General features: G+C 71.9%; 24 protein-coding genes, 1 pseudogene and 1 riboswitch. Of the genes and pseudogenes, 8 read left to right on the top strand and 17 right to left on the bottom strand.

Features of this window, described 5'->3' with window-relative positions:
- Positions 1-53: 53 nt before the first annotated feature.
- Positions 54-1,064: a ribonucleotide-diphosphate reductase subunit beta gene (locus OG937_17155; GenBank protein WUD73289.1), complete on the bottom strand. Its 1,011-nt coding sequence runs from the start codon at positions 1,062-1,064 to the stop codon at positions 54-56.
- A complete protein-coding gene (locus tag OG937_17150; GenBank protein WUD73288.1) occupies positions 1,064-3,448 on the bottom strand; it encodes a ribonucleoside-diphosphate reductase subunit alpha in 2,385 nt (794 codons plus the stop codon). The genes OG937_17155 and OG937_17150 overlap by 1 nt, the downstream gene beginning before the upstream one ends.
- 151 nt (positions 3,449-3,599) lie before the next feature.
- A riboswitch (cobalamin riboswitch) is annotated at positions 3,600-3,676 on the bottom strand.
- Between the two features lie 309 nt (positions 3,677-3,985).
- Between OG937_17150 and OG937_17145 the strand changes: the two genes are divergently transcribed.
- Positions 3,986-4,957, top strand: coding sequence for a helix-turn-helix domain-containing protein (locus tag OG937_17145; protein WUD73287.1), 972 nt, complete (start codon positions 3,986-3,988; stop codon positions 4,955-4,957).
- A gap of 57 nt (positions 4,958-5,014) precedes the next feature.
- On the opposite strand, the gene OG937_17140 is transcribed toward OG937_17145, so the two are convergent.
- The 3 genes from OG937_17140 to OG937_17130 form a co-directional block, all read right to left on the bottom strand.
- Entirely contained in the window at positions 5,015-6,646 is a 1,632-nt protein-coding gene (locus tag OG937_17140) for a sodium:solute symporter (GenBank protein ID WUD73286.1), read from the bottom strand.
- On the bottom strand, positions 6,643-6,900 hold the full coding sequence (locus tag OG937_17135; protein ID WUD73285.1) for a DUF3311 domain-containing protein: 258 nt from the start codon (positions 6,898-6,900) through the stop codon (positions 6,643-6,645). The genes OG937_17140 and OG937_17135 overlap by 4 nt, the downstream gene beginning before the upstream one ends.
- A gap of 133 nt (positions 6,901-7,033) precedes the next feature.
- Positions 7,034-7,813, bottom strand: coding sequence for a GntR family transcriptional regulator (locus OG937_17130; protein WUD78780.1), 780 nt, complete (start codon positions 7,811-7,813; stop codon positions 7,034-7,036).
- A 225-nt stretch (positions 7,814-8,038) separates the two neighbouring features.
- Here OG937_17130 and OG937_17125 point away from each other — a divergent pair, with 225 nt between their 5' ends.
- The 6 genes from OG937_17125 to OG937_17100 all read left to right on the top strand — a co-directional run bounded on the left by OG937_17125 (position 8,039) and on the right by OG937_17100 (position 15,726).
- A complete protein-coding gene (locus tag OG937_17125; protein WUD73284.1) occupies positions 8,039-9,316 on the top strand; it encodes an extracellular solute-binding protein in 1,278 nt (425 codons plus the stop codon).
- A gap of 98 nt (positions 9,317-9,414) precedes the next feature.
- A complete protein-coding gene (locus OG937_17120; GenBank protein WUD78779.1) occupies positions 9,415-10,380 on the top strand; it encodes a sugar ABC transporter permease in 966 nt (321 codons plus the stop codon).
- Positions 10,381-10,385: 5 nt separating this feature from the next.
- Positions 10,386-11,273 (top strand): carbohydrate ABC transporter permease, encoded by an 888-nt coding sequence (locus tag OG937_17115; GenBank protein WUD73283.1) that lies wholly within the window; start codon positions 10,386-10,388, stop codon positions 11,271-11,273.
- Positions 11,270-12,793 (top strand): glycoside hydrolase family 3 protein, encoded by a 1,524-nt coding sequence (locus tag OG937_17110; GenBank protein WUD73282.1) that lies wholly within the window; start codon positions 11,270-11,272, stop codon positions 12,791-12,793. Before OG937_17115 ends, OG937_17110 begins: the two co-directional genes overlap by 4 nt.
- A gap of 47 nt (positions 12,794-12,840) precedes the next feature.
- Positions 12,841-13,911, top strand: a complete 1,071-nt coding sequence (locus OG937_17105) for an SIS domain-containing protein (protein ID WUD73281.1) — start codon at positions 12,841-12,843, stop codon at positions 13,909-13,911.
- A gap of 366 nt (positions 13,912-14,277) precedes the next feature.
- Positions 14,278-15,726 carry a PAS domain-containing sensor histidine kinase gene (locus OG937_17100; GenBank protein ID WUD78778.1) on the top strand — a complete coding sequence of 483 codons (1,449 nt, stop codon included), beginning with the start codon at positions 14,278-14,280 and terminating at the stop codon, positions 15,724-15,726.
- Positions 15,727-15,891: 165 nt separating this feature from the next.
- On the opposite strand, the gene OG937_17095 is transcribed toward OG937_17100, so the two are convergent.
- Both OG937_17095 and OG937_17090 read right to left on the bottom strand, forming a co-directional pair.
- Positions 15,892-16,149: a WhiB family transcriptional regulator gene (locus tag OG937_17095; protein WUD73280.1), complete on the bottom strand. Its 258-nt coding sequence runs from the start codon at positions 16,147-16,149 to the stop codon at positions 15,892-15,894.
- A gap of 317 nt (positions 16,150-16,466) precedes the next feature.
- A complete protein-coding gene (locus OG937_17090; protein WUD73279.1) occupies positions 16,467-17,435 on the bottom strand; it encodes a diacylglycerol kinase family protein in 969 nt (322 codons plus the stop codon).
- A gap of 74 nt (positions 17,436-17,509) precedes the next feature.
- On the opposite strand from OG937_17090, the gene OG937_17085 reads away from it, so the two are divergent.
- On the top strand, positions 17,510-17,932 hold the full coding sequence (locus OG937_17085; protein WUD73278.1) for a hypothetical protein: 423 nt from the start codon (positions 17,510-17,512) through the stop codon (positions 17,930-17,932).
- Positions 17,933-17,974: 42 nt separating this feature from the next.
- Here OG937_17085 and OG937_17080 read toward each other — a convergent pair whose 3' ends face one another.
- From OG937_17080 to OG937_17035, 10 genes and pseudogenes are all read right to left on the bottom strand, one after another.
- Positions 17,975-18,859 carry an RNA polymerase sigma factor SigF gene (locus OG937_17080; protein WUD78777.1) on the bottom strand — a complete coding sequence of 295 codons (885 nt, stop codon included), beginning with the start codon at positions 18,857-18,859 and terminating at the stop codon, positions 17,975-17,977.
- Between the two features lie 115 nt (positions 18,860-18,974).
- Positions 18,975-19,388 carry an anti-sigma regulatory factor gene (locus tag OG937_17075; GenBank protein ID WUD73277.1) on the bottom strand — a complete coding sequence of 138 codons (414 nt, stop codon included), beginning with the start codon at positions 19,386-19,388 and terminating at the stop codon, positions 18,975-18,977.
- Positions 19,389-19,594: 206 nt separating this feature from the next.
- Positions 19,595-20,104 (bottom strand): GNAT family N-acetyltransferase, encoded by a 510-nt coding sequence (locus tag OG937_17070; protein ID WUD73276.1) that lies wholly within the window; start codon positions 20,102-20,104, stop codon positions 19,595-19,597.
- 10 nt (positions 20,105-20,114) lie between these two features.
- The gene (locus OG937_17065; GenBank protein WUD73275.1) at positions 20,115-21,005 is read right to left on the bottom strand and encodes a pyridoxal-phosphate dependent enzyme; all 891 of its coding nucleotides are present in this window, start codon (positions 21,003-21,005) and stop codon (positions 20,115-20,117) included.
- A gap of 16 nt (positions 21,006-21,021) precedes the next feature.
- Positions 21,022-22,539 carry a hypothetical protein gene (locus OG937_17060; GenBank protein WUD73274.1) on the bottom strand — a complete coding sequence of 506 codons (1,518 nt, stop codon included), beginning with the start codon at positions 22,537-22,539 and terminating at the stop codon, positions 21,022-21,024.
- A 164-nt stretch (positions 22,540-22,703) separates the two neighbouring features.
- Positions 22,704-22,814, bottom strand: a pseudogene (locus tag OG937_17055) (glucosamine-6-phosphate deaminase).
- Between the two features lie 289 nt (positions 22,815-23,103).
- Positions 23,104-24,165 carry a nitronate monooxygenase gene (locus tag OG937_17050; protein ID WUD73273.1) on the bottom strand — a complete coding sequence of 354 codons (1,062 nt, stop codon included), beginning with the start codon at positions 24,163-24,165 and terminating at the stop codon, positions 23,104-23,106.
- The gene (locus OG937_17045; protein WUD73272.1) at positions 24,165-24,896 is read right to left on the bottom strand and encodes a CoA-transferase; all 732 of its coding nucleotides are present in this window, start codon (positions 24,894-24,896) and stop codon (positions 24,165-24,167) included. Before OG937_17045 ends, OG937_17050 begins: the two co-directional genes overlap by 1 nt.
- Positions 24,893-25,723, bottom strand: coding sequence for an acyl CoA--acetate/3-ketoacid CoA transferase subunit alpha (locus OG937_17040; protein ID WUD73271.1), 831 nt, complete (start codon positions 25,721-25,723; stop codon positions 24,893-24,895). The genes OG937_17045 and OG937_17040 overlap by 4 nt, the downstream gene beginning before the upstream one ends.
- Positions 25,720-26,487 carry an enoyl-CoA hydratase family protein gene (locus tag OG937_17035; protein ID WUD73270.1) on the bottom strand — a complete coding sequence of 256 codons (768 nt, stop codon included), beginning with the start codon at positions 26,485-26,487 and terminating at the stop codon, positions 25,720-25,722. Before OG937_17035 ends, OG937_17040 begins: the two co-directional genes overlap by 4 nt.
- Between the last annotated feature and the right edge of the window lie 38 nt (positions 26,488-26,525).

The following is a 26,525-nucleotide window of genomic DNA, read 5'->3' as shown; positions in this document are numbered from 1 at the left end:
CGGGCGGGGTTGCGGGCGGCGGCGACCGCCCGCAACCCCGCCCCGTCGCCGGATCAGAAGTCGTCGTCGAAGGAGACCGAGCCCTCGACCGCCACCTGGTACGCGGAGGCGCGGCGCTCGAAGAAGTTGGTCAGCTCCTGGACGTTCTGCAGCTCCATGAAGGAGAACGGGTTCTCCGAGCCGTAGCGGGCCGGCAGGCCGAGGCGGACCAGGCGCTGGTCGGCGACGCACTGCAGGTACGCGCGCATGGAGTCGGTGTTCATGCCGGGCAGGCCGTCGCCGCACAGGTCGCGGGCGAACTGGAGCTCCGCCTCGACGGCCTCCTCCAGCATCGCGGTGACCTGCTTGCCCATCTCCTCGTCGAAGAGCTCGGGCTCCTCCGCGCGGACGGTGTCGACCACGTGGAACGCGAAGTCCATGTGCATCGACTCGTCGCGGAACACCCAGTTGGTGCCGGTGGCGAGCCCGTGCAGCAGCCCGCGCGAGCGGAACCAGTAGACGTACGCGAAGGCGCCGTAGAAGAACAGGCCCTCGATGCAGGCCGCGAAGCAGATCAGGTTGAGGAGGAAGCGGCGGCGGTCCTCCTTGGTCTCCAGGCGGTCGATGGACTCCACCGAGTCCATCCAGCGGAAGCAGAACTGCGCCTTCTCGCGGATGGAGGGGATGTTCTCCACGGCCGCGAACGCGGCCGTGCGCTCCTCGGGATCGGGCAGGTAGGTGTCGAGCAGCGTCAGGTAGAACTGGACGTGCACGGCCTCCTCGAAGAGCTGCCGCGACAGGTACAGCCGCGCCTCGGGGGAGTTGATGTGCTTGTACAGGGTCAGCACGAGGTTGTTGGCCACGATCGAGTCGCCGGTGGCGAAGAAGGCCACCAGCCGGCCGATCATGTGCTGCTCGCCGGGGGAGAGTTTGGCGAGGTCGGCGACGTCGGAGTGGAGGTCGACCTCCTCCACGGTCCAGGTGTTCTTGATGGCGTCGCGGTAGCGCTCGTAGAAGTCCGGGTAGCGCATCGGACGCAGGGTCAGCTCGAAGCCCGGGTCGAGCAGTCTCTTGGTGGAGCTCATCACTGGCAGGCCTCGCAGGACTCGGGGTTCTCAAGGGAGCAGGCGATCGCGTCGGCGTCGGGCGTCGTCTGCTGGAGCGGGATGGGGGCGGCCGCGCGGGCGGACTGCGCGATGCGGGTGGCCGGGCGGGAGCGCAGGTAGTACGTCGTCTTCAGGCCCCGCTTCCAGGCGTAGGCGTACATCGAGCTGAGCTTGCCGATGGTGGGCGCGGCCATGAAGAGGTTGAGCGACTGGCTCTGGTCGAGGTACGGGGTGCGGGCCGCGGCCATGTCGATCAGGGCGCGCTGCGGGAGCTCCCAGGCGGTGCGGTACAGCTCGCGGACGTCCGCGGGGATCCAGTTGAAGCCCTCGACGGAGCCGTTGGACTCGCGCAGCGCGTCGCGGGTCTGCGCGTCCCAGACGCCGAGCTTCTTCAGGTCGGCGATCAGGTAGGAGTTGACCTGCAGGAACTCACCGCTGAGCGTCTCGCGCTTGAAGAGGTTGGAGACCTGCGGCTCGATGCACTCGTACACGCCCGCGATCGAGGCGATCGTGGCGGTCGGGGCGATGGCCAGCAGCAGCGAGTTGCGCATGCCGGTGGCGGCGACGCGGGCGCGCAGCGCCTCCCAGCGCTCGGGCCAGTTCTCCTCGGTGTCGTAGTGGTCCGGGTGCAGCACACCGCGGGCGGCGCGGGTCTGCGACCAGGCCGGGTGCGGGCCGTGGCGCTCGGCCAGTTCGCAGGAGGCCTCGTACGCGGCGAGCATGATGCGCTCGGCGATCTTCGTGGAGAGCGCCTTGGCCTCGGCGGAGTCGAAGGGCAGCCGCAGCTTGAAGAACACGTCCTGCAGGCCCATCGCGCCCAGGCCCACCGGGCGCCAGCGCTCGTTGGAGGAGGCGGCCTCACGGGTCGGGTAGAAGTTGATGTCCACCACGCGGTCGAGGAAGGTCACGGCGGTGCGGACGGTGGCGTCCAGCCGCTCCCAGTCGATGACTTCCTCCCCGGCGCCGCCGTCTTTGCCCACGAAGGCGCCGAGGTTGACCGAGCCGAGGTTGCAGACCGCGGTCTCGCCGTCGTCGGTGACCTCCAGGATCTCCGTGCAGAGGTTGGAGGAGTGGATCACGCGGCCGGGCTCGGCGGTCTGGTTGGCGGTGCGGTTGGACGCGTCCTTGAAGGTCATCCAGCCGTTGCCGGTCTGCGCGAGGGTGCGCATCATGCGGCCGTACAGCTCGCGCGCGGGGAGGGTCTTGCGGGCCAGGCCCGCGGCCTCGGCCTTGCGGTAGGCGGCGTCGAACTCCTGGCCCCACAGGTCGACCAGCTCGGGCACGTCGGCGGGGGAGAACAGCGACCAGGTGCCGTCGGTGTCGACGCGGCGCATGAACTCGTCCGGGATCCAGTGCGCCAGGTTGAGGTTGTGGGTGCGGCGCGCCTCCTCACCGGTGTTGTCGCGCAGCTCCAGGAACTCCTCGATGTCCGCGTGCCAGGTCTCCAGGTAGACGCAGGCCGCGCCCTTGCGGCGGCCGCCCTGGTTCACGGCGGCGACGGAGGCGTCGAGGGTGCGCAGGAACGGGACGATGCCGTTGGAGTGGCCGTTGGTGCCGCGGATCAGCGAACCGCGGGAGCGGATGCGGGAGTACGACAGGCCGATGCCGCCGGCGTGCTTCGACAGCCGGGCGACCTGGTGGTAACGGCCGTAGATCGAGTCCAGCTCGTCCAGCGGGGAGTCCAGCAGGTAGCACGAGGACATCTGCGGGTGCCGGGTGCCGGAGTTGAAGAGCGTGGGGGAGCTGGGCAGGTAGTCCAGCCGGCTCATCAGGCCGTAGAGCGCGGCGACCTCGTCCACCGAGCGGCCGGTGCGGTCCTCGGCCAGGCCGCAGGCGACGCGGAGCATGAAGTGCTGCGGGGTCTCGATGACCTGGCGGGTGATCGGGTGGCGCAGCAGGTAGCGGCTGTGCAGGGTGCGCAGGCCGAAGTAGCCGAAGCGGTCGTCCGCGCCGTCGGCGAGCGCGCCGTCGACCAGCGCGTCCAGCCGCGCGGCGTGCTCGGCGACGAAGGCGGCGGTGCCGTCGGCGATCAGGCCCTCGCGGTGGCCCACCGCGATGGACGTGGAGAACGACACGGCGCCCTCGCCCGCGGCCTCGTCGGCGACGGCGAGGGTGAGCAGGCGGGCGGCGAGCCGCGAGTACTGCGGGTCCTCCGCGATCAGCCCGGCGGCGGCCTCGGTGGCCAGCGCCCGCAGCTCCGCCTCGTCCGCCGTGGCGCTGCGGCCGCGCAGCGCGGCGGCGGCGACCCGGCCGGGGTCGGTGTCGGGGAGGTCTGCGGTCAGTTCCGTCAGGACGCGCAGCAGATCGGCTCCGGTTGAGGCAGGTTCCGATGCGGTGGCGGGTGCGGCGGGCGCGATGGTCACGTGTGCTCTCTCCCTCGTACGGCGGCGACGCGGAGGAGCGACGGGGCGCACGCAGGGCAGGCCAGGGCATGCCGCGGCGCGTCCGCCGGCCCAACCCGCGAGGCCCGGACACTTCACCGTCCGGACGGCGCGCCGGACGGTGCCGTCGGCAGGTACTCGGACTCGCGGGCACGCCTTCAGGCGCCCGCACACCGTTGCGGGGCAGTCCCGGATTCCCACCGGCTTCCCCTGCGGCGACAGCGGAGTTGAGCATACATCTAGTGGCGCCCGCCCGTGACACCACCAGATGTTGTGTCGGTGCGGTTACACAGTGACGGACTCACCGGTGCCAGTCATGGCCGTCGCGGGAGTCGTGGACGTGCCCGGTCAGGGCGGCGAGCGCCAGGGCCAGGAAGAAGACCAGTGCGGTGACGGTGGCGAGGAAGGTTTCCATGCCTTCGACTGTGCTCCTCGCGCGACCCCGCCGGGAGTGGCAGGACCGACGTGCTACCTCGAAATCCTGCCACGCCCGCGCGGCCCCTCTGTCATCCTGGACGCATGCTGCAGAACGTGGCCGTGGTCCTGCTCGACGGTGTCCATCCCTTCGAACTGGGGGTGGTCTGCGAGGTGTTCGGAATCGACAGGTCGGACGACGGCCTGCCGGCCTACGACTTCGCCGTGGCGTCCGCGGAGGGCCCGACGCTGACGTCGCCCGCCGGGTTCACCATCGGCACCCGGCACGGGCTGGAACGGCTGGCGGAGGCCGACCTGGTCGCGGTGCCCGCCGGGGACTCCTACGTGCGCCGGGAGTACCCGCCGGAGCTGCTGGAGGCGCTGAACCGCGCCGTCGGGCGCGGGGCGCGGGTGCTCAGCGTCTGCTCGGGGGTCTTCGTGCTGGCCGCCGCCGGCCTGCTGGACGGGCGCCGCTGCGCCGCCCACTGGCGGCACGCGGAGGAACTGGCGCGGCGTTACCCCCGGGTGCGGGTCGAGCCCGACGTGCTGTACGTGGACGAGGACCCGGTGATCACCTCGGCCGGCACCGCCGCCGGGATCGACGCCTGCCTCCACCTGGTCCGCAAGGAGCAGGGCAGCGACGTGGCCAACGCCATCGCCCGGCGCATGGTGGTGCCCCCGCACCGCGAGGGCGGCCAGGCGCAGTACGTCGACCGCCCGCTGCCGCGCACGCGCTGCGACACCGTGGGCGAGGTCCTGGCGTGGATGGAGCGCCACCTGGACCGCGAGGTCACCGTCGACGAGCTGGCCGCCCGGGCGCACATGTCGCCGCGCACCTTCGCGCGCCGCTTCCAGCAGGAGACCGGCACGACACCGTACCGCTGGCTGCTGGGCCAGCGGGTGCTGCTGGCCCGGGAGTTGCTGGAGGGCACCGACGAGACCGTGGACGCCGTCGCCGCGCGCGCCGGCTTCGGCAACGCGGCGACCCTGCGGCACCACTTCGCCCGCTGGGTGGGCACCACCCCGCAGGCGTACCGCCGCACCTTCCGCTGCCCGGAGGCGGCCCGTACGGCATGACGACGGGCCGCCGCCCCGTCCCAGGGCGGCGGCCCGTGATCGTGGCCGGAGCGGCGGTCAGTGACCGGCGCCCACCGGCAGGTCCCGCTGCACGCCCGGCTCGCCGGCGTCGGCGGTGAAATCGCTCTTGCTGGTCTCGTCCACGCCCTCGGGGGCCTTCAGGGCCCGCAGGACGAAGGTGAGGACGACGGTGACCGCCAGGTTGAGCACGAAGGCGGTCAGGCCGATGTAGCCGATCTGCCCGATGACCGGGATGGTGTCGGAGGAGCCGCCGAAGTGCTTCTGGGCGGGGCTGGCGACGCCGTACGCCACCCAGGTGCCGTAGACCATGCCGACGGCCCAGCCCGCCAGCAGCGCCCAGCGGTGGAACCACCGGGTGAACAGGCCGCCGACCAGGGCCGGGAAGGTCTGCAGGATCCAGATGCCGCCCAGCAGCTGGAAGTTGATCGCGACCGTCTTGTCCATGGTGAGGACGAAGACCAGGGCGCCGACCTTGACCAGCAGCGAGACCACCTTGGAGACCTGGGTCTCCTGCGCGGGGGTGGCGTCGGGTTTGAGGAAGTCCTTGTAGATGTTGCGGGTGAACAGGTTGGCCGCGGCGATCGACATGATCGCCGCCGGCACCAGGGCGCCGATGCCGATCGCGGCGAAGGCCACGCCCGCGAACCAGGACGGGAACATGTTCTCGAACAGCTGCGGGATCGCCAGCTGGCCGTTGTAGCCCTTGACCCCGGCCCCGACACCGCTGGCCAGCGCCATGAAGCCGAGCATCGCCAGCAGGCCCAGCATCAGCGAGTACAGCGGCAGCACGGTGGTGTTACGGCGGATGACGTCACGGCTGCGACTGGAGAGCACGGCGGTGATGGAGTGCGGGTACATGAACAGCGCGAGCGCCGAACCCAGCGCCAGCGTGCCGTACGCCCACTGGGCGGTGTCGCCCGGCGCCAGGGATCCGCGCGGCTTGCCGGTGGCGGGGTTGACCTGGGAGTAGGCGTCGCCGGCCTTGGCGAAGATGTCGTCGAAGCCGCCCAGCTTGATCGGGATGTAGATGATCGCCACCGCGATGACGATGTAGATCAGCGTGTCCTTCACGAACGCGATCAGCGCCGGCGCCCGCAGGCCGGAGGAGTACGTGTAGGCCGCCAGGACACCGAAGGCGATCAGCAGCGGCAGGTCCTTGACGAACCAGTTGGACGACTCGCCGCCGCCTACGCCCATCACGTCCAGCACGGCCTGGATGCCCACCAGTTGCAGCGCGATGTAGGGCATCGTGGCCAGGATGCCGGTGACCGCCACCGCCAGCGACAGGCCCTTGGAACCGAAGCGCCCGCGCACGAAGTCGGAGGTGGTGACGTAGCCGTGCTTGTGCGACACCGACCACAGCCGCGGCAGGAAGGTGAAGATCAGCGGGTAGACCAGGATCGTGTACGGCACGGCGAAGAAGCCGGACGCACCCGCCGCGTAGACCGCCGCCGGCACCGCCACGAAGGTGTAGGCCGTGTACAGGTCACCGCCGAGCAGGAACCAGGTGATCCAGCCGCCGAAGCTGCGGCCGCCCAGGCCCCACTCGTCCAGGTGCAGTGCGTTCTCCGCCCTGCGCCAGCGTGCGGCCAGGAAGCCCAGGACCGTCACGACCAGGAAGAAGAAGATGAAGACGCCGAGTGCGACGCCGTTGACCCCGTCCTTCACTTCGCGGCCTCCTTCCGTGCCCGCTCCTCACGACGGACCAGCACGTACGCGGCGTACGTCAGTCCGGAGGACAGGAACACCCACAGCATCTGGTACCAGTAGAAGAACGGGATGCCGATGAACTCCGGCGTCAGCTTCGCGTACGAGCCGACCCAGAGCATGGCGACGAAGGGGATGACGAGGCAGACACCGGCGATCACGCGGGTGGTGGTGACCACCGGTGGCCGCCCGGAGGTTCCGGATGGTTCGGACATTGCTACGGCTCCGTCCTGATCTCTTACTCCTGTGTAATGCGCAGGCAATCTAGAGTCAGGACGGGAGGCACGTCACTACCTGCCCGCATTGCGGTATGGAAACGATCTACAAGACCCGGGAACCGCGCGGGAGTCAGGGTCGTTGCAGGCGGGCCACGAACTTGTAGCGGTCGCCGCGGTAGACCGAGCGCACCCACTCCACCGGCTCGCCGCCGGTGTCGATCGAGTGCCGGGACAGCAGGAGCATCGGCAGCCCGACGTCCGTGCCCAGCAGGCCCGCCTCGCGCGGGGTGGCGAGCGAGGTCTCGATGGTCTCCTCCGCCTCGGCGAGCCGGACGTCGTAGACCTCGGCCAGGGCCGTGTAGAGCGAGGTGTACTTCGCCAGGCTGCGGCGCAGCGCGGGGAAGCGCTTGGCCGACAGGTGGGTGGTCTCGATGGCCATCGGCTCGCCGTTCGCCAGGCGCAGGCGCTCGATGCGCAGCACGCGGCCGCCGGCCTTCATGTCCAGCAGTTCGGCCAGCCGGTCGTCGGCGGTGATGTAGCCGATGTCGAGCAGCTGTGAGGTCGGCTCAAGGCCCTGGGCCCGCATGTCCTCGGTGTACGAGGTCAGTTGCAGCGCCTGGGAGACCTTGGGCTTGGCGACGAAGGTGCCCTTGCCCTGGATGCGCTCCAGGCGGCCCTCGACCACCAGTTCCTGCAGCGCCTGCCGCACGGTGGTGCGCGAGGTGTCGAACTCGGCGGCCAGGGTGCGCTCGGGGGGCACCGGGGAGCCGGGGGGCATCGTCTGGGTCAGTTCGAGCAGATGGCGCTTCAGGCCGTAGTACTTGGGCACCCGCGCGGTCCGTCCGGCCGCGGTCCCGGGCGCCTCCGCGGTCCCCGTCACCGCTGTGCCGGCCTCGCCGTCCGTCTCCATCGCTTCTGCTCCCGAGTGCTGTCGTGCTGCCGTCACCGGCTCCTCCGTCATTCGCGGCTCACATCGTGGCACGGGCCGGGCTCATATCGCGTTACGAGCCCAGATGTCGGTCCGGTAACGGACGCGTCCGGTGCTCTTATACACCCTTGACACCCCTAAAGGTCTAGGCCAAGCTTCGGGCACTGGTCTACACCACTTGGTACTCACTGCCCTGGGGAGGGTGTTGTGAAGCGCAAGCTGATCGCGGCGATCGGTGTCGCCGTCATGGTCGCCGGCGTTGCGGCCTGCGGTTCGGACGACAAGGGCTCCGACAAGGCCTCGGCGCCGAAGGAGATCACCGTCTGGCTGACGGTCGACGCACAGAAGAACTGGCCCGAGCTGGTCAAGCAGGCGGACGACGCCTTCACGGCCGAGCACAAGGGCGTGAAGATCCACCACGAGTACTACGAGTGGACCGCCAAGAACCAGAAGCTCGACGCCGTCCTCGCCACCAAGAAGGTGCCGGACGTGGTCGAGATGGGCAACACCGAGACCCTCGGCTACCTGGTCAAGGGCGCGTTCGCGCCCATCGACAAGAGCAAGTTCGAGAACTCCGGCGACTGGCTGGACGCCCTCGAGGGCTCCGTGACGTACAACGGCAAGACCTACGGCGTGCCTTACTACGCCGGTGCCCGCGTCGGCACCTGGCGCAAGGACGTCGCCAAGGCGGCCGGCGTCACCAAGGCCCCCACCACCTGGGCCGAGCTGACCGACGCGCTCGACAAGATCCAGAAGAAGAACGGCGACAAGTTCTCCGCCTGGTACCAGCCCAGCCGCGACTGGTACACCGCGCTGGCCTTCGTCAAGGACGCCGGCGGCGACGTCGCCAAGGAGGACGGCGGCAAGTGGACCGCCACCCTCTCCGACCCCAAGTCCATCGAGGGCCTGAAGACCTGGAAGGGCGTCCTCGACGCGTACTTCCACGGCGACAAGAACAAGGACGAGTCCGACCGTTACATCGTCTACGGCCAGGGCAAGTCCGCGCTCATCTACGGCGCCAGCTGGGAGGGCGGCGCCGCCGCCGACCCGAAGACCGACAAGACCGGCAAGCTGAAGGACAACCTGGAGACCTTCGCGCTGCCCGGCCCCAACGGCGAACTGCTGCCGAACTTCATCGGCGGCTCCGACCTGGTCATCCCGGCCAAGTCCGCCGCGCAGGACCTCGCCGCCGATTGGATCAACGGCTTCACGAACAGCGCCGCCCAGAAGGTCCTCATCTCCAAGGGCAACCTGCCCAACGCCAAGTCGCTGCTCGCCCCGCTGAAGGACGACCCGGCGACGGCCGCCTCGGCCCGGGCCAACGAGAACACCTGGTTCGTCCCGACCGCCCCGGGCTGGCTGCAGGTCGAGAAGAAGCAGATCCTGCAGAACATGCTCAACGACATCGCAGTCGGCAAGGCGTCCATCGAGGACGCGACCAAGTCCGCGGACGAGCAGATCAACGCGGTGATCAACGCCGGCTGACCGGCACACGGGCAACACAGTGATCGACGCCGGCCGGCCGCCCCAGGGCGGCCGGCCCCGGCGCGACGCCAGGGACTGGAGTAGCCGAGGAGCACATGATGAGTGCCGTTGACACACCGTTGGACAAGGCGCCGCGCCCGCGGCCGGCGGGACCGGGCCGCAGGCCACGCCGCTTCGGCGGAGCCGCGCTCCCGTGGACGCTGCTCGCGCCGACAATCGGCGTCCTGCTGCTGGTCCTCGGCTATCCGCTGGTCCGGCTGGTCACCCTCTCCTTCAAGCAGTACGGGCAGGCCGAGCTCTGGCAGGGGCTGCCCGGCGACTGGCAGGGAGTCGCCAACTACACCCACGTCCTGGGGGACTCGGTCTTCTGGGGCGTCGTCCTGCGCACGCTGCTCTTCACCCTCGCGGCGGTGCTGCTCACGCTCGTCGTCGGCATGGGGGTGGCGCTGCTGATGCAGCGGGTCTCGCCCTGGGTCAAGGCGCTGATCAACATCGTGCTGGTGGCGAGCTGGGCGATGCCCGTGGTCGTCGCCATCACCATCTTCAAGTGGATGTTCGACAGCGACTACGGCGTCCTCAACTGGCTCCTCAGCCGGCTGCCCGGGGTGGACCTCAGCGGCCACAACTGGTTCACCGACACCAAGCAGGGCTTCCTGGTCATCACCCTCATGGTGGTGTGGGGCGCCATTCCCTTCGTCGCCATCACCCTGCACGCCGGCCTCACCCAGGTGCCCAAGGAACTGGAGGAGGCCGCCCGCATGGACGGCGCCGGGCCCGTCAAGGTCTTCCGGCACGTCACGCTTCCGGTGCTCAAGCCGATCATCGTCATGCTGACGACGCTGTCGGTCATCTGGGACATGGGCGTCTTCCCGCAGGTCTTCCTCATGCGCGACGGCCACCCCGAGCCCGCGTACCAGGTCCTCACCACCTACTCCTACGACCAGGCCTTCGTCGCCAACGACTACGACGCGGGCGCGGCCATCGCCGTCATCACCGTGCTGCTCCTCCTCGGGGTGATGGCCGTCTACATGCGCCAGATGCTGAAGATCGGAGAGGTGGAGTGACGGCCATGCTCGACACGGCTCCCGCCGAGAGGGTGCCGGCCGCCGCTCCGGCGGCGCGCGCCGCCCGGCGGCCCCGGCGCAAGGGGCGGACGGTCTACAACCTGCTCGGCCTGCTGGTCGTGGTGGTCTCCGGCTTCCCGGTCTACTGGATGCTCAACACGGCGTTCAAGCCCGCCAAGGACGCCATCGACCCCGACCCCAAGCTCTTCCCGACCAGCCTGTCCTTCCAGAACTTCTCCGACGCCCTCGACGTCGGCGACTTCTGGGGATCGGTCGGCCGCAGCCTGATCGTCTCCGGCTCCACCGTCGGCCTCGGCCTGGTCATCGGGCTGCTGGCGGCGCTGGCCATCTCCCGCTTCGTCTTCCGCGGCCGCAAGGCGGTGATCGTCGCGATCCTCGCCGTGCAGATGGTGCCGCTGGTGGCGATGATCATCCCGGTCTTCCTGCTGCTCAACCAGATCGACCAGATCGACAAGCTCTCCGGGCTCGTCATCACGTACCTGACCTTCGTGCTCCCCTTCACGGTGTGGACGCTGCGCGGATTCATCGTCAACATCCCCAAGGAGCTGGAGGAGTCGGCAATGGTCGACGGCTGCACGCGCATGGGCGCGTTCTTCCGGATCATCCTGCCGCTGCTCGCCCCGGGCCTCGTCGCCACCTCCATCTACGCGCTGATCCAGGCCTGGAACGAGTACCTGTACGCGATGCTCATCATGAGCCAGGAGCACCAGACGGCGACGGTGTGGCTCGGCAACTTCGTCACCTCGCGGGGCACGGACTACGCGCCGATGATGGCCGGTTCGACCATGATGGGCGTGCCCGTGGTGATCTTCTTCCTGATCGTGCAGCGCAGGGTCGCCGCCGGACTGACCGCCGGGGCGGTGAAGGGATGACCGAGACCTTGAGCCAGATCCACGACGGCACCGCGGACTCGGGCGACCTCGTCCGCGACGCCCTCACCGTCCTGCAGCCGGGCTTCCACGGCACCACCGCACCCGAGTGGCTGCTGCGCAGGCTCGCCGAGGGACTGGGCTCCGTCGCCCTGTTCGCCCGCAACATCGAGTCGCCCGGGCAACTGGCCGCGCTCACCGCGCAGCTGCGCGCGGTACGGCCCGACGTCCTGATCGCCGCCGACGAGGAGGGCGGTGACGTGACCCGGCTGGAGGCCCGCAGCGGTTCCTCCTTCCCCGGCAACCTCGCCCTCGGCGCCGTCGACGACACCGCCCTGACCCGCGACGTCGCCGCCGCACTCGGCCGCCGGCTGGCCGAGTGCGGGGTCAACCTCAACTGGGCGCCGTCCGCGGACGTCAACTCCGACCCCCGCAACCCGGTCATCGGCGTGCGCTCCTTCGGCTCCGATCCGCTGCTGGTCGCCCGGCACACCGGCGCGTACGTCGAGGGCCTGCAGTCCGCCGGGGTCGCCGCCTGCACCAAGCACTTCCCCGGTCACGGCGACACCTCCGTCGACTCCCACCACGCCCTGCCGCGGGTGGACGTCGACCCGGACACCCTGCACGCCCGTGAACTCGCCCCGTTCCGGGCCGCCCTGGCCGCCGGCAGCAAGGCCGTGATGAGCGCGCACATCCTCGTGCCCGCCCTCGACCCGGACCGCCCGGCCACCCTCAGCCCCGCCGTGCTCACCGGACTGCTCCGCGACGAACTGGGCTACGACGGCCTGATCGTCACCGACGGCATCGAGATGCGCGCCATCGCCGACGCGTACGGCATCGAGCGCGGCACCGTCCTGGCGCTCGCCGCCGGCGCCGACGCCATCTGCGTGGGCGGCGGCCTCGCCGAGGAGGAGACGGTGGTCGCCCTGCGCGACGCCATCGTCGCCGCCGTGCGCGACGGCGACCTGCCCCGGGAGCGGCTCGCCGACGCCGCCGGACGGGTGCGGAGCCTGGCCGCCTGGGCCGCCGAGCGCTCCGCGGCGCCGGCGAGCGCGGCACCGGACCCCGGGATCGGCCTGGTCGCGGCCCGCCGCGCCCTGCGCGTGACCCGTACCGACGCGTACCTGCCGGTCGCCGAGGCGCCGTACGTCGCCGCCTTCACCCCGGTCGCCAACATCGCCGTCGGCGACGAGACCCCGTGGGGCGTCGCCGCCGAGCTCGACCGGATCTTCCCGGGCACGGTGACCGGGAGCTTTCGCGAAGGTGACGCGCTGACCGCACATGTGCTGCGGTCGGCGGGGACTCGTAGGATCGTCGCAGTGGTGCGTGACGTGCACCGCCACCCCTGGATGGCCGAGGCGCTGGGCGCGCTGCTCGCCGCCCGTCCGGACACGGTGGTGGTGGAGATGGGCGTTCCCCAGGCGGCACCGTCCGGCGCGCTGCACATCGCGACCCACGGCGCCGCCCGCGTGTGCGGGCGGGCGGCCGCGGAGGTCATCGCGGGCAAGGAGGCCGGCGACTGAGGTCCGCCGCGGCACATCCGTCCCGGATCCACCTGGAGGCCCCGAGAATGTCCGCCCCGTCGCCGACCGAGCAGCAGCCGACGCCTGGCCGGATCATGTCCGGCGAGATGGCCGAGCAGCCCGCGGTGCTGCGCCGCATCCTCGAGGAGGGCGCCCCGCGGATCCGGCGGACCGCCGAGCGGATCGCCGCGCGCGGACCGCGTTTCGTCCTGCTCACCGCGCGCGGCACCTCCGACAACGCGGCCCTGTACGCCAAGTACCTGGTGGAGGTGGTCCTCGGCAAGCCCGCGGGGCTGACGTCGATGTCGACCACCACCGCCTACGGCGCGCGCCCGGACCTGACGGACTGCCTGGTCGTCACGGTCAGCCAGTCCGGCGGCTCACCGGACCTGGTGGCCTCGACCCGGGCCGCCCGCGAGGCCGGCGCGATCACCCTGGCGGTCACCAACAACGCCGACTCGCCACTCGCCGAGGTCTCCGAGTTCCACATCGACGTCCTGGCCGGCCCGGAGAAGGCGCTGCCGGCGACCAAGACGTACACCGCCGAGCTGCTCGCGCTCTACCTGTTCGTCGAGGGGCTGCGGGGCGGCGACGGCAACGCCGCCAAGGTCCTGCCGGAACTCGCGGAGCGGATCCTCGCCCGCCAGGACGAGGTCAGGGCGCTCGCCGCGCGCTACCGCTTCGCCGAGCGCCTGGTGCTCACCTCGCGCGGCTACGGCTACCCGACCGCGAAGGAGGCCGCGCTGAAGCTGATGGAGACCAGCTACATCCCGGCCCTGTCCTTCTCCGGCGCCGACCTGCTGCACGGCCCGCTGGCCATGGTCGACAACGTCTCCCCGGTCATCGCGATCGTCACCGAGGGCAAGGGCGGCGAGGCGCTCCAGCCGGTGCTGGACCGGCTCCGCGGCCGTGGGGCCGATCTGGTGGTCATCGGCAACCAGGCGTCGGTCGACGCCGCCTCCGCCGGCTTCGTCCTCCCCACCGAGGGCGTCGCCGAGGAGGTGCAGCCGATCCTGGAGATCCTCCCGCTGCAGATGCTGGCCTACGAGATCACCATCGCCCGCGGCCAGGACCCCGACGCGCCGCGCGCGCTGGCGAAGGTGACCGAGACGCGCTGAGCCGGAAGGCGGGCCGGAAAGGACCCTGACACCACTTCGGGCCGCGGCGCCGGGACGGGACCCTCAACCCGCCCAGCACCGCAGCCCGGAGCTGCCGTCGGCCCGTGGCGCGCGGGATGTGCGGTTCCCGCGGCCCGTCAGGGCCGACCATGAGGCCTGGCGCAGTCAGGGCAGAGAGCGCCGGGGCCTCGCTCCACCCTTCTGTGCGGGAAGGATGGAAGTTCGGTTGTACGTCAATTCTGGACTAGACCACTAACGCCTGTCCACAAGGTGACGCAGTCAGATCATAGGTCGTCGGAGACCTTTGTGGGGACTGGATGACGGCGCCTGCCATGAGCGCGGGATACGCTCATTTGCGTGCCCTCCATGAACGATCTCGTACGCCAGCACACGGACCTCGACGATTCCGATCTCGAGTGGCTCCACCTGCTGGTATCGGAGTGGCAACTGCTCTCCGACCTCTCCTTCGCGGACCTCGTGCTGTGGGTCCCGACCAGTGACGGGACCCGCTACGTCTCCGTCGCCCAGATGCGGCCGAACACCGGCCCGACCTCGTACCAGGACGACATGGTCGGCCACCTGGTGCCGCGCGGCCGCCGCCCGATGCTGGACGCCGCACTCGACGAGGGCCGGATCGTCCGGGAGGGTGACCCGGAGTGGCGCGAGGAGGTCCCGGTCCGGGTCGAGTCCATCCCGGTGCGCCGTGCGGGCCGGGTCCTCGGGGTCATCGCCCGCAACACCAACCTGCTCACCGTGCGGACCCCCAGCCGCCTGGAGCTCACCTATCTGCAGAGCGCGTCCGACCTGGCGCAGATGATCGCGGCGGGCAGCTTCCCGTTCCCCTCCGAGCAGGTCGACATGGACGCCTCGCCGCGTGTCGGCGACGGCCTGATCCGGCTCGACGCCGAGGGCGTCGTCCAGTACGCCAGCCCCAACGCGCTCTCCGCCTACCACCGGCTCGGCCTGGCCGCCGACCTCGTCGGCCACCACCTGGGCTCGGTCTCCGCCGAACTGGCCCCCTCGCGGACCAAGAGCCACGAGGCGCTGGTGACCGTCGCCGGCGGCAAGGCGCCGCGGGAGACCGAGATCGAGGGCAACGGCGGCGTCATCCAGCTGAGGGCGATCCCGCTGAGCCCCAAGGGCACGCACAACGGCTCCCTGGTGCTGCTGCGGGACGTGACCGAGCTGCGCCGCCGGGAGCGCGAGCTGATGACCAAGGACGCCACCATCCGGGAGATCCACCACCGGGTGAAGAACAACCTGCAGACGGTCGCGGCGCTGCTGCGGCTGCAGGCCCGGCGGATGGACTCCGACAAGGGCCGGGAGGCGCTGGAGGAGGCGGTGCGGCGGGTCGGCTCGATCGCGATCGTGCACGAGACGCTGTCGCAGAACCTCGACGAGTGCGTGGAGTTCGACGAGATCGCCGACCGCGTGCTGGCGATGGTCGCCGAGATCTCCCCGGGCAGGGTCACCGCGCGCCGCAGCGGGCGGTTCGGCATCCTGACGGCCGAGGTGGCCACCCCGCTGTCGATGGTCCTCACCGAACTGCTGCAGAACGCCCTGGAGCACGGGTTCGGGCCGGGCGAGCAGGGCACCGTCGAGGTGGCCGCCGAGCGGCACGGGCAGAAGCTGGGCATCGCGGTACGGGACGACGGGCGCGGCCTGCCCGCGGAGTTCGACCCGCAGCGGGCCGGCAACCTCGGGCTGCAGATCGTACGGACCCTGGTGGTGGGGGAGTTGGGCGGGAGCTTCGACATGGTCCCGGCCGAGGAGCGCGGGACGAAGGTCGTCCTGGAACTGCCGCTGGAGGGCTGAAACCCGTCCAGGCCCTGCGAGTCCGCAGCGTCGGGAGACTTCGCAGGACCGGGCTCCGGGAACGCCGAAGCCCCGGCTGCTCGGGGAGCGGCCGGGGCTCTTCGCGTCGCGATGCTGCGCGGTTCGGAGGTGCTGCGCGCTGCGGCTCGGGGGTAAGCGAGTGCGTCAGGCGCTGGCGTTGCGGGCGCGGTTGCGGGCGGCGCGGCGCTTCATTGCGCGACGCTCGTCCTCGCTGAGGCCACCCCACACGCCGGCGTCCTGGCCGGTCTCCAGCGCCCACTGCAGGCACTGCTCCATCACGGGGCAGCGGCGGCAGACGGCCTTGGCTTCCTCGATCTGCAGCAGCGCAGGACCGGTGTTGCCGATGGGGAAGAAGAGCTCGGGGTCTTCCTCGCGGCAAATGGCGTTGTGACGCCAGTCCATGGCTGCTCCATCTCCTTGTGTTGCATGTAAGTTGCTTGTGAATGTGAACGCTTTCACGAATCCTCAGACACGACACGGGACATCGCCCAGTCTCCTGGTGCGGTCCCGCGGGGGTGTGGTGAGGATTCCGGCTGCCGAGGACGCCCGATGAGCGGCTGTCCCGATCGCCAGGAAGAGCCTCGCAAACCTGGGCTGCGGATACAACCCCTTCCGAAAAGTTTTTTTTGAATCCTCGGTGTCGGCTCCGTCACAGCCGTACTTCCATGGGGTGCAGGGCAGCCTAAACGTTCGAGTGAAAGGACTTTATGTCCTTCTGCTTACACAATCACACGCAGTGCACGGCGTACGCCTGTGAAGGTTGCGCTCATTCGCAGTCCCAGGTGGTCTCCGTCCACCTGGAACGGCAGTGGCGCCTGCGAATGCAAGGTGAAGTCCGTCAGATCGTGCAGGGAGGTCGCGTGCTTGCCCTGCGGCCCGCGCTCCGGGGTCGAACGGAGCAGCTGGGTGGCGTAGCGGGTGACCGCCGCGCTGGTCAGCCGGGAGAGTCCCAGCACGTCGAGGGCGGTGTCGAAGGACGCGCGCGGCGAGGCGTAGATCGGCCGGTTGCCCAGGTAGGTCCACGGCGCGGTGTTGCACACCAGGGCCAGCACGAGGTCGGTCACCGGGTCCTCGCCCGGCCGGTCCAGGGTGATCGCGCCGGCGCGCCGGTTCGGCTCGGTGAGGAACTGGCGCACGACCTGGCGTATGTAGAGCGCGTGGGTGGAGCGCTTGCCGTGCTCGCGCTGCTGTTCCACCCGTCCCACGACACCCGCGTCGAATCCCAGCCCGGCGCAGAAGGTGAACCAGCGCGCCGGCACCCCCTCGTCCTCGGTGCCCGGGGTGCCGCTCACCAGGCCCAGGCCGACCGTGCGGGAGCTGCGCTCGCGCAGCGCGTCCAGCAGCGCGCCGGTCGCCTCCACGGCGTCGTTGGGCAGCCCCAGGGCGCGCGCGAACACGTTCGTGGACCCGCCGGGCACCACCGCGAGCTTCGGCAGGCCGTCGGGGTCGGGGCCGTTGTGCAGCAGACCGTTGACCACCTCGTTGACCGTGCCGTCCCCGCCCAGGGCGACGACCAGCTCGATCTCCCCGCCCTCCGCGGCCTGCCGCGCGAGGTCGCGGGCGTGGCCGCGGTACTCGGTCGCGGCGACCTCCAGCTTCAGGTCGCTGGCGAGCGCGTGCGCGAGTACGTCACGCGTCCGGGCGCTGGTGGTGGTGGCGGCTGGGTTGACCACGAGAAGGGCGCGCATGCCCGCCAGGGTACCTACCGGGCGGTACCGGGCCGCACCCCTGGTGGCCCGGATGCGGCGGCTACCCTGCTGGGGTGAGTGGCAACGAGAAGCCCGCGCAGCCGGGCCGTACGCGCCGCCTCGCGGCGGCGGCCGCGGTCGCGGCACTGGAAGGCGCCGCCCTGGCGGCCTGGGGGATCGCGATGCTGGCCCTGGGGATCCTCGGCGACCCCGACAGCCCGCGCCAGGCGGAGGCCGGAGGCGTGACCGTCCTCGCCCTGGCGGCCATGCCGCTGGCGGCCGCGTACGGGCTCTGGCACGCGCGCCGCTGGAGCCGAGGCCCCGCGCTGATCATCCAGCTCGTCGCGCTCCCCGTCGCCTGGAGCATGGTGCAGGCGGGCGGCGTCATGATCGCCGCCGGCGCCGCGCTGGGCGTGGCCGCGGTCGCCGAGCTGGTGCTCCTCGTCCATCCCGCGGCCACCGACGCCCTCGGGATCGGGCGTACGGCGGAGCAGTGAGCCGCGGCGCCCGGGGGCGCCGCCGTCACCTCAGCCGTACCGTCACTCCTCGACCAGGAGCTTGTCGCGCAGCTGGGCCAGCGTCCGGGCCAGCAGCCGGGAGACGTGCATCTGGGAGATGCCGACCTCCTGGGCGATCTGCGACTGGGTCATGTTCCCGAAGAAGCGCAGCAGCAGGATCTTCTTCTCGCGCGGCGGCAGCTGCTCCAGCAGCGGCTTGAGCGACTCCCGGTACTCCACGCCCTCCAGCGCGTCGTCCTCGGCGCCGAGGGTGTCGGCGACGGCCGGCGACTCGTCGTCGGTGTCGGGCACGTCCAGGGAGAGCGTGCTGTAGGCGTTGGCGGATTCGAGGCCCTCCAGGACCTCCTCCTCCGTGATCTTCAGGTGCTCGGCCAGCTCATGCACCGTCGGGGCCCGCCCGTGCTGCTGCGAGAGCTCGCCGGTCGCCGTCGTGAGGGCGAGCCGCAGCTCCTGCAGTCGGCGCGGGACACGCACCGCCCAGCCCTTGTCGCGGAAGTGCCGCTTGATCTCGCCGACGACGGTGGGGGTCGCGTAGGTGGAGAACTCCACCCCGCGGTCCACGTCGAAGCGGTCCACGGACTTGATCAGCCCGATCGTGGCGACCTGGGTGAGGTCGTCGAGCGGCTCGCCCCGGTTGCGGAAGCGCCGGGCGAGGTGCTCGACCAGCGGCAGGTGCATGCGGACCAGGCGGTTGCGCAGCTCGGCGCGCTCCGGGGAGCCCGGGGGGAGCTTGCTGAGTTCCACGAAGAGCGCCCGGGCCCCGGCCCGGTCGTGGGTCTCGTGGTGCCCGTGCTGCTCCTGCCCGTGGTCCTGCTCCTGCTGCTCCTGCTGCTCCTGCGCCATGCGATCCGCCCGATCCGCCTGATCCGTCTGCCCGGCCGCGTCACTGCTCCCGAGGCCGGACACGGGCCCGGTACCGGGGTGCGGCCGCGCCTCGTGGCGCCGCGCCGCAGGGGCGGGTACGGGGCGGCCCCGCACCCCCGGCGTGCTGCCTTCCAGATCGTTCACGGCGATTCCCCCGTTACAGCTGTCCCGGTCCGGCACCGCGCTTCTTGTGCAGGGCGATGCTCACGGTCTTGTCGTCGGCCACGCTGGAGTCCACCTCGCCGGCCAGCGCGGACAGCACGGTCCAGGCGAAGGTGTCGCGCTCCGGGGCGCGGCCGTCAGTGGTGGGCGCCGACACGGTCACCCACAGGGCGTCCCCGACCAGGCGGAAGACGCAGCTCAGCACGGACCCCGGGACGGCCTGCTGGAGCAGGATGGCGCACGCCTCGTCCACGGCGATGCGCAGGTCTTCGATCTCGTCGAGGGTGAAGTCCAAGCGGGCCGCAAGTCCTGCCGTCGCCGTACGCAGCACCGACAGGTAGGCCCCCGCCGCGGGCAGCCGGACCTCGACGAAGTCCTTCGACCCGGGCTCGCCTGCGATCTGGGACACCCTCACCTCCAAGGTGGCACACGCACTGCCCACATCGGCATTGCACTGGATCTGATTCGGTTCGCCAGCGACGCTATCGCGATCCGTACCCCGGTGTCGCCCGGACGGAGCACGGTCGCCGCCATGAATGAGCCCTGACCCGGCACCCCATGGCTGTCACCCATAGTAGGCGCACGAGCACGCAACGTCGCTAGTGGTCTGCGGTGTCAAATCGAAAGAGTTGTCGCTTTGTTGACACGTGCCTGCTCAGCGAGGGCACGAAGGGGGTCGCCGGTCAGTCGTTGCACCGTCCATTCGTCCTGGGGACGGGCGCCCATCGCACGGTAGAAGGCGAGGGACGGCTCGTTCCAGTCCAGCACGGACCATTCGAAGCGTTCGTAGCCCCGTTCCACGCATATGGCGGCGAGTCCGGCGAGCAGGGCCTTGCCGTGGCCGCCGCCGCGCGCAGGGGGGCGCACGTACAGGTCCTCCAGGTAGACGCCGTGGGTCCCGGTCCAGGTGGAGAAGTTCCGGAACCACAGCGCGAAGCCCACGGGCGCGCCCAGGGCGTCGTCCTCGGCCAGGAGCGCGAAGACGGCCGGATCCGGGCCGAAGAGCGCGTCGTGGAGCTGCTGCGTGGTGGCCCGCGCGCTGTCCGGCTCCCGCTCGTACTCCGCGAGTTCGCGGATCATCGCGTGGATCTCCGGGACGTCGGCAGGTGTCGCGGCTCGGATCATGCCAGCAAGGCTAACCGGTCGGCCGCCCGGTCACGACGGCCGCGACCGTCGTCCCGGGCGCGAAGGCACCCTCCTGCGCCAGCGAGAACAGGCCGTGGAGCATCTTCGCGACGTAGACGGAGTCCGGGACGAAGCCGTGCCGCGCGCCGAAGTCCGCCGCGAACGCACGGAGCTCGGGCGAGGTACGGGCGTAGCCGCCGTGGTGGAAGCGGTCGTCCAGCAGCCAGGACCCGCGCGGCCCGCCGAAGGCCGCTTCCTGGAGCCGGCGTATCTCCCCGGCCAGGAACCCGCCGCCCTTGAGGACCGGGAACCCGATGACCCGCTGCCCCGGGTCCAGCCCGGCCGCCAGGCCCGCCAGGGTGCCGCCGGTCCCGCAGGCCACGCCCACGACGTCCGCCCTGCCGCGCAGCTCCTCGCCGAGCGCCACGCAGCCCCGCGCCGCGAGCGCGTTGCTGCCGCCCTCGGGGACGACGTAGGCGGGCCCCAGACGGTCCAGGAGGGCCGCCAGGACCTCCGGCTCGTCCTTGCGGCGGTAGGTGCCCCGGTCGACGAAGTGCAGCCGCATGCCGTCGGCGGCGGCCCGCGCGAGGGAGGGGTTGAGCGGGCGCCCGGCCAGCTCGTCGCCGCGGACGACGCCCGTGGTGGCGATGCCGAGCAGCCGGCCCGCGGCGGCGGTGGCGCGCAGGTGGTTGGAGTAGGCGCCGCCGAAGGTCAGCAGGCCGCGGTGGCCGCCGTCGAGGGCGGCCCGCAGGTTCAGGTGGAGCTTGCGCCACTTGTTGCCCGGCAGATCGGGGTGGATCAGGTCGTCCCGCTTGACGAGCATCCGGACGCCGCGTCCGGCCAGGCGTTCGTCGTCGCGCAGCTCGACCAGCGGGGAGGGCAGGCGGACGTCCGGGATCACCCGTCCATTGTGTCCGTCACCTGGGCGAGAGGTGGACGCGGTAGCCCTGGTGGTAGTTCAGGTCCGGCAGCGGGTGTGAAGGCCAGTCACGCGCGTACGCGGGCGGCTGCCCGCCCCGCGGGGTGAGGACGGCGACGGGCTGGGTGCGGGCCAGGCGCAGGATGCCGGCCGGGGTCAGGTTCTCGTTGTTCCCCGCGGTCTGGCCGGAGGCGCAGCGCGCCTGGTAGCCGACGGGCGTCGCCATCGGCCCCGTCACCAGGCACGGCGGGCGCACCCCCAGCCGGTTCAGCTCCGCGGCCATACGGGCGTAGTCGTCGTTGCCGATGGTCGAGCTGCGCACCGCGCGGTGGAGCACGATCTGCTGGGTGACGAGCTGCGCGAGCACGACGGCGACCACGGTGCCGGTGACGGCCGGGCGCAGCGCCGGCCGTACCCGCGCGGGGAGCAGGAGGAGGCACTGGGCCGCGGGCAGGGCGAGCAGGGCGTACGCCGGGAGCAGGAAGCGCGGTGCGGCGTAGTCGATGAGCACCAGGTAGGGCAGTGCCAGGGACAGGCCGCACACCGCCGGCAGGAACCGCGCCCCGGGCGCCTGCCCCTCGCGCCGCGGCGCGAGGGCGACCCCGGCCGCCACCAGGGCGGGCAGGGCGAACCACCACACGGCGTCACCCTTGTGCTGCCAGACGGCGTCGCAGGGGCGGCACAGTGTGTGCGACGCGTCCAGGGTGCTGAGCTGGTCGGCGAAGGCCAGGTGCCAGCCGAGGCCGCCCTCGATGGCGTTCGCGCGGTCCATCCGGGCCAGGATGCCGCCGTAACTGGTGAACGCCTCGACGACCCACTGGGCGCCGCCCAGCAGCACCCCGGCCGCGATGACCGCGAGTAGCACCGGCCGGCGCCGGCCGCGCACGAAGAGCGCGGCGACACCCAGTGGCAGGGCCAGCCAGGCGGCGTCGTGCGGGCGCAGCAGGGTCAGCGCGGCGAACGCCACCGCCAGGCCGGCGAGTGCGCCCCGGCCGGTGTGGCCCGGCGCCGCCGCGTGCAGGTAGCAGCCCACCGCGATCAGGGCCACCAGCGCGACCCAGAGGTTGGGCATCGCCTGGGGGCCGTACAGCAGGGTCACCCACAGTCCGGTGAAGAGCAGCCCGGCCAGCGCCACCACCCGGGTGCCGAGCAGCGGCCGCCACAGCCACAGGGCCAGGAACAGGGCCGCGCCCGACAGGACCGTCAGATAGACGCGGAGCGCGAGGGTCGACGCGGTCAGCAGCGCGATCGGCGCGACGAGGACCGGCACGCCCCGGGAGCGGGGCGCGCTGAAGAAGGCCGAGGGGATGTCCGGGGAGACCTGGCTGACGTAGACCGACTCGTCCCAGCCGAGGCCCATGCCGGGCGCGACGACCAGGAGGAGCTGGACCACGGTGAAGAGCGCCGCCAGGGAGGCGAGCAGAAGGACCTCGGAGTGCGGGCGGCTGCGCGGCGGTGCGGCGTGGCGCGCGCGGGGCCGGGCATCCGGTGACGTCAGCTCATGCGTCGTCGCCATAGTGCGTCATGGCAACAGCCGTGACGCACGTGATCAAGGCGGCGCGCCGCTCCCCGGGGGCGGCTCGACCGGTGGGGTGAGCGTCGCCGGGCCCGTTCGCCCGGGTGGCGCCGCCGGTGGGGACGACAGGAGACGCGGCGCCTTCGCCGGTCCGTGTTGCGGGCCGCGTCCGGGTCCTGGCCACGGGTGATGGTGACCTCGTAGGCCGGCATCTGCGGCGGGAGGATCTCCAGGATCGGCTGCACCTGCTCGGCGAGGCCCTCGGTGGGGAGGACGGGCTCTCGCAGCAGCACGAGCGGGCCCGACGCCGTCGCGGAGCCGGTGCTGGCCGGCGGCTCCTGTCGCGATCACGACGCCGCCCGTCTGCGTCATGTCCAGGTCACGGGGAGCGCGACGAGGGAGGCCGCAGGAGTGCTGCCGGGCCGGTCGCCGTCGGCGGCCGGAAACGGCACGGGGTCTGCACGCCGGGGACGCGTGGTCGCCCGTGAGGGAGGCGTCAGCGGTCCGCGGGTACCGCTTGCCGCGGCGAGGCCGGGCGGCCGCGAGAGGGCCCGCCACGGGCTCTCAGGCAGGCGTGGCGAGGGAGGCCAGCCGGGCGAGGGCGTCCTCGGCGTCGGCCATGACGCGTGCGACGAGTTCCGCGCAGGAGGGCAGGTCGCCGATCACGCCCGCGACCTGCCCGGCGGCCATCACCCCCAGGTCCGGCCGGCCGTCGACCATCGCGGACTTCAGCATCATCGGCGTGCTGGCGGCGAGCAGGGTCTGACTCCAGGTCAGCTTTCTGCCGTGCCGCATCGCCAGGCCGTCGCGGACCATGGCGCGCGGGCCCATCCCCGAGACGCGGCGGAAGGCCGCCGCGTGCCGCAGGGCCCGCAGTAGGGCGGCCGCCTTCCCCGAGCGCTCCAGGGCGGTCACCAGGTCGGTGCGGAGCATGCGGTGCGGCAGTCCGTCGACGCGGTCGGTGACGACGACGTCCCGCACGGATGCGGCCAGGTAGCGGGTCTTGACCGCGTCGGGCACCGGGCTGTCGGAGGTGAGCAGGAAGCGGGTGCCCATACCGACGCCCGCCGCGCCGTACGCGAGGGCGGCCGCCAGGCCGCGGCCGTCGAAGAAGCCGCCCGCCGCGATCACGGGGATGCCGACGGCGTCCACGACCTGGGGCAGCAGCACCGTGGTGGCGACGTTCCCCGTGTGGCCGCCGCCCTCGGCGCCCTGCACCATCACGGCGTCCGCGCCCCAGGCGGCGACCTTCTCGGCGTGCCGCCGCGCGCCGACGGAGGGGATGGCGACCACCCCCGCGTCCTTGAGGCGGCCGATGAGCTCACGGGTGGGGGCCAACGCGAAGGAGGCGACGCGGACGTCCTCCTCGACGATGATGCGCACCCTTTCCGCGGCGTCGCCCGCGTCCGCCCGCAGGTTGACCCCGAACGGCGCCCCCTCGGTGCGCTCCCGTACCTCCCGCACCGCCTGGCGCAGCCGCTCCGGGCTCATGGTGGCCGAGGCGAGGATGCCGAGCGCGCCGGCGTTCGCCGTCGCCGACACCAGGCGGGGACCAGCGACCCAGCCCATGCCGGTCTGGACCAGGGGGTGGCGGACCCCGACGAGCCGGGTCAGCGCGGTCTCCATCAGACCCGCACCTCCCGCTCCCGCAGCCCCTCGGGGTCGAGGACGGTACGGATCAGCCGCAGCTCCTCGGCGCCGGGCGGGCGGGTGCGCGGCGGGTCCGCGGGGACCGGCAGCGGGAAGCCGGTGGCCTCCTGGAGGGCGGCCGGGCTCACCCCGGGGTGCAGGGAACGGACGCGCATGGTGCGTTCTGCGGTCTCGAAGTCGAAGACGCCGAGGTCGCTGACGACCCGCCGGATGTCGTGGAACCGGGTGGCGGACGGGCCGGCGGCGGCCGCCCTGTCGTGGCCGACGCCGCACACCATGTCGACGCGTTCGACGAAGACGCGGGGCGAGTGCCGCGGCACCCAGTAGCTGGTCGGGTTGTTGAGCGTGTTGACGGGCGCGCCCCGCACCCCCAGCAGCTGCCGGGCGGGACGCCGCCAGTCGCCGATGCACGAGATGTTCTGGTTGCCGTACCGGTCGAGCTGGCTCGCGCCCATCATGACGTGCCGCCGCCCGCCGGTGACCAGGGCCAGGTGCTGCCGGTAGGGCAGCCAGCCCTCCACCTCGCCCGCCGCGTCCAGGAGGAGGGCCTCACCGTCGGTGAGCAGCAGACCGGGTGCGAAGGTCAGCCGGGCCAGCCGCGCGCCCAGGGAGGGGATCAGCCCCATGGGGGCGGCCAGCACCTCACCGTCGCCACGCCACGCCTCGGCGCAGGCGACGACGGCGTATTCGGCGCGGGTGGGGTTCACGGCCGTTCCTTCCCCGTGCCCGACACCAGGCGTTCCGCGAAGGCCGTCCAGGCGGCGGGATCGGCGGCGGCCCGGGCGTACTCCTGCTGGAAGTCCTCGTCGCGCTCGTAGTCCGGGACGCAGGAGGTGAAGTGTGCCCCGTGCGGGGCCTCGACGACCCCGGTGACGAACTGCCGCTTCACCAGGAGGGACTGGGGGCCGGCCGCCTTGAGCAGGTCGGCGGTGTCCACGACGCGTTCGCACGACACATAGGCGGCGTCCGCCGCCTCGCAGAACAGGTCGTCGAAGTACGGGTCCGGGCCCAGGTACTGGCCGTTGCCGCGGGCGTCGGCGCGGTTGAGGTGCACCAGGGCGGCGTCCAGGTGCAGCGCGGGGACGGCGACCAGCTCCTCCCCGTCGTCGTAGGGCGAGGTGACCGTCCGCAGCCAGGGGTTGACCCGCATCACGTCGGAGCCGAGCCCGGCGCGCACCGGCAGGAAGGGCAGCCGGTGGGCGGCCGCGGTCAGGCCCCACATCATCATGGCCTCGTCCAGCTCGGTGAGTTCCAGGGCGCCGCGTTGCCGGGCGGCGCGGAAGTGCGGTTCGAGCGGGATCGAGTCCAGGGTGACGAAGGCGGTGACCAGCCTGCGGATCCGGCCCGCCGCGGCCAGCAGGCCGACGTCCGGGCCCCCGAAGGAGACGACCGTCAGATCCGTGACGCCGGACCGCAGGACGGCCGTCACCAGGGCCATCGGCTTGCGGCGGGAGCCCCAGCCGCCGATGCCGACGGTCATCCCGGAGCGGAGCCCGGCCGCCACCTCGTCCGCGGTCATGAGCTTGTCGCTCATCGTCGCCCCCCGGACCCGGACCCGGAACGGGACACGAAGGCGTCGCGGTGCCGGTCCGCGACGCCACTGAGGTTGGCCTCGAAGGTGAAGCCCTGTTCGAAGCGGTAGCTGCGGCGGACGTCGACGGGGTCGATGCCGTTGATGGCGGCCTTGGCGAGGCGGAGCAGCTCGCCGTCCTTGGCCGCGATCTCGCGGGCGAGGGCGAGGGCCGCGGCGTCGAGTTCCCCGCGGGGCACGACCTGCCAGACCGAGCCGTGGCGGTGGAGTTCGGCGGCGGTGACGGTGCGGGAGGTGAAGTAGAGCGTGCGCATCAAGTGCTGGGGGACCAGCCGCGCGAGGTGGGTGGCCGCGCCCAGGGCGCCGCGGTCCAGCTCGGGAAGGCCGAAGGAGGCGTCCTCGGCGGCGACGACGGCGTCCGCGTTGCCGACCAGACCGACGCCACCGCCCAGGCAGTGCCCCTGCACGGCGGCGACGACCGGCACCTCGCACTCGTAGACGGCGGCGAAGGCCTCGTAGCAGCCGCGGTTGGCGCCGATCAGGGCCGTGTGGCCCGCGGTGCGCTGCATCTCCTTCAGGTCGACGCCCGCGTTGAAGCCGCGGCCCTTGGCGCGCAGGACGACGCAGCGGGTGCCCGGGTCGCGGCCGGCGGCGCGCAGGGCGTCCGCCAGCTCGTACCAGCCGCGTACGGGGAGGGCGTTGACCGGCGGGTGGTCGACGGTGACGGCGGCGACGCCGGGTTCGGGGTGCGCGGTGGAGACAGTCATCCGTGGATCAGCTACCTTTCCACCAAACGTTTGTTAGG

The organism is Streptomyces sp. NBC_00510 (genome assembly GCA_036013505.1).
Lineage (GTDB): Bacteria > Actinomycetota > Actinomycetes > Streptomycetales > Streptomycetaceae > Actinacidiphila.
This window is presented reverse-complemented; position numbering and strand designations above follow the sequence as displayed.